The following is a 3,220-nucleotide window of genomic DNA, read 5'->3' as shown; positions in this document are numbered from 1 at the left end:
ATTTAACCTTGTATACAAGGGAAGCAACACTCACAGAGTAGCTATCAGAATTGTTGACGCGAATAACAGAACTGTATTTGTAGAAACTATTAAAAAACATGATGCATTTGCGAGACCTTACAACTTCAGCAACCTTCCTGAAGGAGTTTACACTGTAGAGGTTACAGATGCAAATGGTACAACTATCGCACAGATAGAGAACTTCGAAACAATTGAAGGAAAAACAATTGCATACCCTACACTTGTGAAGTTTGACAACATTGAGCTTGACAAATACCGTCTTACAATTGTAAACGATGGTTATAAAAGAGCTGACATCAATGTTTACGACAATAATGAAAATTTAATTTTCAATACAACTGAAGATATCAACGGAAGTTATTCTAAGCTTTATAACCTTAAGCGCGTAAATGCTGCTAAGATCGAGGTTATCGTTGCTGGCGAAACTAAAACTTTCGAACTATAAAGATCCTCATTAGTTTGTTTCAAAAGGCTGGCTGATTATATCGGTCAGCCTTTTTTTGTGCTTGTAAGTATAAGAGGTCTTAATCTATTGGCTTGCCAACTCTCGATTCTTAAACTGCTCGTTTAGATTAATAATTTGAGGCAGCAGCATCTTAGTTTCGTCATTATATATAATGTAGTCAGAGCGTTCTGTTAGCTCTTGTTCAGAAAGCTGCTTACCGATTATAGCATCAATTTCTGAAGGTGTTCTTTGCGGATCTCGCTTCAACACCCTTTCTTTTCTCAATTTAGAGGGTGCATGTACGTAAATCACAGCATCAAGGTGCCTGTAAGAGCCTGACTCAAACATAAGGGCAGCTTCCTTGATCAAATAAGGTTGGTTGTAATTTGCTTCAACCCAATTTTTATAGTCACTTCCCACAGCTGGGTGTACTATTGCATTGAGCTGCTTTATCCTATCAGAGCTATTAAAAACTTCTGCTGCCAGGTACTGCCTATTTAAGCCATTTTCATCATAGCTCTTTGCTCCAAATGCTGCTATCACTTGGCTTTTGACATTTTCATCATTAGCCATGAGCCACTTGGCTCGAGAGTCAGCATCATAGATCGGTATACCAAGTTTTTTGAAAATGCTACAGACAAAGCTTTTACCAGAGCCTATACCGCCTGTAATGCCAATTTGAAGAGGTTTATTCATTAAAGAATACTTTGATGCGCGTGGTATCTAGCTCAACATCTGTGATTTTTTCTGGATACTCCTTGACGAACGGAAGTATAGTAGAATCGCTTTGATCCATTGTATTAAAGTCTGCAACTGCTTTAATCTCACTCTCAGCAATCTCTTCGGCAAAGCTTGCTCTCACTTTATAGGAAACTTTAACAGACTCGGTTTCTATGTACGCCTTGTCAGGTATATTTTCAATTTTAAGAGGAATCATAACCTCCCTATTAAGAAACTCTTCTACACCAAATACCACATTTACTGTCGGTGGATTTCTTCTAATCAATCTACCATTTGGCAAATTGATGGATATTTCTTCATTGAAGTTTTCATCTATTGCTTTTTGTGGTATACCCACTAAAATAGAATCTGGTAAATCGTTGATCACGCCACTAGGGCCTTCAAGCTCGACTGAGTCTGGTGTAAATCTTACCGGATTAATAATTCTGTAGTTATCTTCTAATGAGATATTGGTACTATCGATTAGAAGTTTAAATTTCTTAGACGTACGATAGTCGATATTTAAGAAAAGCGTATCTGTAAGCACATAGTTAAGCTGCAGCTCATCGAGTTGATCAGATATCAAACTAGGCACAGAGGCGGCAACTATACGCTTTACTTCGGTTGGGTCGTCAAGTCTTATTTCGAGTGGAGAAACCTTTATACCGAGGCTGTTTCTAAATAAATTCCAGCCAAGGCCAGAAACGTTTATTTGTACATTTTCAGGTATGGGATCGACAGCGATGTAGTCATCTCTATCGTATATAAACTCCAGTGGATACTGAAGTGTAGTGGAGTAATTTTCGTTTAGGGCATTGAAAAACCAGAAAGTAGTAGCTGCAAAAACAGAAAGCAGTATGACCCTGACATTTCCTACATTGCCCGGCCTTACTGCTTTTAATATTTTTGCGAATCTGCTCAAATTACTTTTTAGTTTCTTTCTCAGGTGTTTTGCTTGCATCTAAAGATACAGCAGTCTTTTGAAAAGTCATCTTCACACCTTTATCTACTTCTAAAACCACTGTAGTTTCGTCAGTGCTAAGCACTTTGCCGTGCACACCTCCGATAGTCACTACATTGTCTCCACGCTTGATCTCCTCGATAAATTTTTTCTGCTCTTTTTGCTTCTTTTGCTGTGGTCTTATCATAAAAAAATAAAAGACCAGAGCCACACCACCAAAAAGAATTAAAGAAGAGTATCCGCCACCACCGTCAGCTTGTAATAATAATGTTTTTAACATGTTTGTGTTTTTAAATTTCTGCTAAATTAAGCGATTAAAACCAAAACATCCCAACCCCCTAGAAGGGAGTTGGGATGCCTTAATACTATATTTCTATTACTTCTTATTTTTTCACCGGACCATCAACGCTGGTACCTGCAGCAGCAGGAGTTACCATAGCTTTGATTCTCAAACGAGTTTGCTTAGGCCATGTGTTAGCAGTAATAGTTACTGTTTTGTTTTGTACGTTAGGCTTGCCCTTACTGTTAAATTTAGCAACGATTTCGCCAGTACCACCAACCGGAATTGGCTCCTGAGGCCATGTAGGTACAGTACAACCGCAAGACCCTTTAGCACTTTGAATGATTAATGGAGCTTCTCCTGTGTTAGTAAACTTAAAAGTATGCTCTACTACATCACCTTCATCTATTGTACCAAAGTCATGCTCCTCTTCTGTAAATTCGAATGAAGGAAGTGGTCCTTCAGGCTTCTCCTCAGGAGTAACTGTTTGAGGTGTAGCTGGCGTTGCAGCGTTTCCTCCTTCAAGCTCCTGAAGTCTATTCTCTAATTCAGCGATTCGTTTCTCTGACTCCTTGTTGTTTCCGCAAGCGGCAAAAACCATTGCTATTACAGCAAACACTAATGATAATTTAATTCCCTTGTTCATATCAATAATCAATTTTACTTATACTCAACTTTTGCTTTCAACAATATTTTAAAAAAATCGTTCCCTTTACTTTTTGTCACCACTCTTGATGTGTGTAATGAGCTCATCCACATCTTCGAGTAATCTTTCTGCCTTTTCTTTGGCATC

General features: G+C 38.3%; 5 protein-coding genes. 1 reads left to right on the top strand and 4 read right to left on the bottom strand.

Annotated features, from left to right (window positions below):
* Positions 1-466: hypothetical protein (locus tag E1176_RS20470; protein ID WP_185152597.1), on the top strand; the 466-nt coding region annotated here is incomplete at its 5' end.
* Between the two features lie 84 nt (positions 467-550).
* Here the strand turns inward: E1176_RS20470 and coaE are convergent.
* The 4 genes from coaE to E1176_RS03420 form a co-directional block, all read right to left on the bottom strand.
* A complete protein-coding gene (coaE, locus tag E1176_RS03435; RefSeq protein WP_155209177.1) occupies positions 551-1,162 on the bottom strand; it encodes a dephospho-CoA kinase in 612 nt (203 codons plus the stop codon).
* Positions 1,155-2,108 carry a YbbR-like domain-containing protein gene (locus tag E1176_RS03430; RefSeq protein ID WP_155209176.1) on the bottom strand — a complete coding sequence of 318 codons (954 nt, stop codon included), beginning with the start codon at positions 2,106-2,108 and terminating at the stop codon, positions 1,155-1,157. The genes coaE and E1176_RS03430 overlap by 8 nt, the downstream gene beginning before the upstream one ends.
* A 1-nt stretch (position 2,109) precedes the next feature.
* Entirely contained in the window at positions 2,110-2,427 is a 318-nt protein-coding gene (gene yajC / locus E1176_RS03425; protein WP_155209175.1) for a preprotein translocase subunit YajC, read from the bottom strand.
* A 103-nt stretch (positions 2,428-2,530) separates the two neighbouring features.
* Positions 2,531-3,073: a DUF1573 domain-containing protein gene (locus tag E1176_RS03420; RefSeq protein WP_246205926.1), complete on the bottom strand. Its 543-nt coding sequence runs from the start codon at positions 3,071-3,073 to the stop codon at positions 2,531-2,533.
* Positions 3,074-3,220: the final 147 nt, after the last annotated feature.

Origin of the sequence: Fulvivirga aurantia, assembly GCF_009711475.1 — a bacterium.
GTDB classification, from domain to species: domain Bacteria; phylum Bacteroidota; class Bacteroidia; order Cytophagales; family Cyclobacteriaceae; genus Fulvivirga; species Fulvivirga aurantia.
Note: the sequence above shows the minus strand (reverse complement) of the source record. Positions and strands in the feature narration are given on the sequence as shown.

Bases quoted from the DNA above. Each gene is read 5' to 3' on its own strand.
- yajC (WP_155209175.1), bottom strand. From the start codon at position 2,427: ATGTTAAAAACATTATTATTACAAGCTGACGGTGGTGGCGGATACTCT.
- E1176_RS03420 (WP_246205926.1), bottom strand. From the start codon at position 3,073: ATGAACAAGGGAATTAAATTATCATTAGTGTTTGCTGTAATAGCAATG.
- coaE (WP_155209177.1), bottom strand. From the start codon at position 1,162: ATGAATAAACCTCTTCAAATTGGCATTACAGGCGGTATAGGCTCTGGT.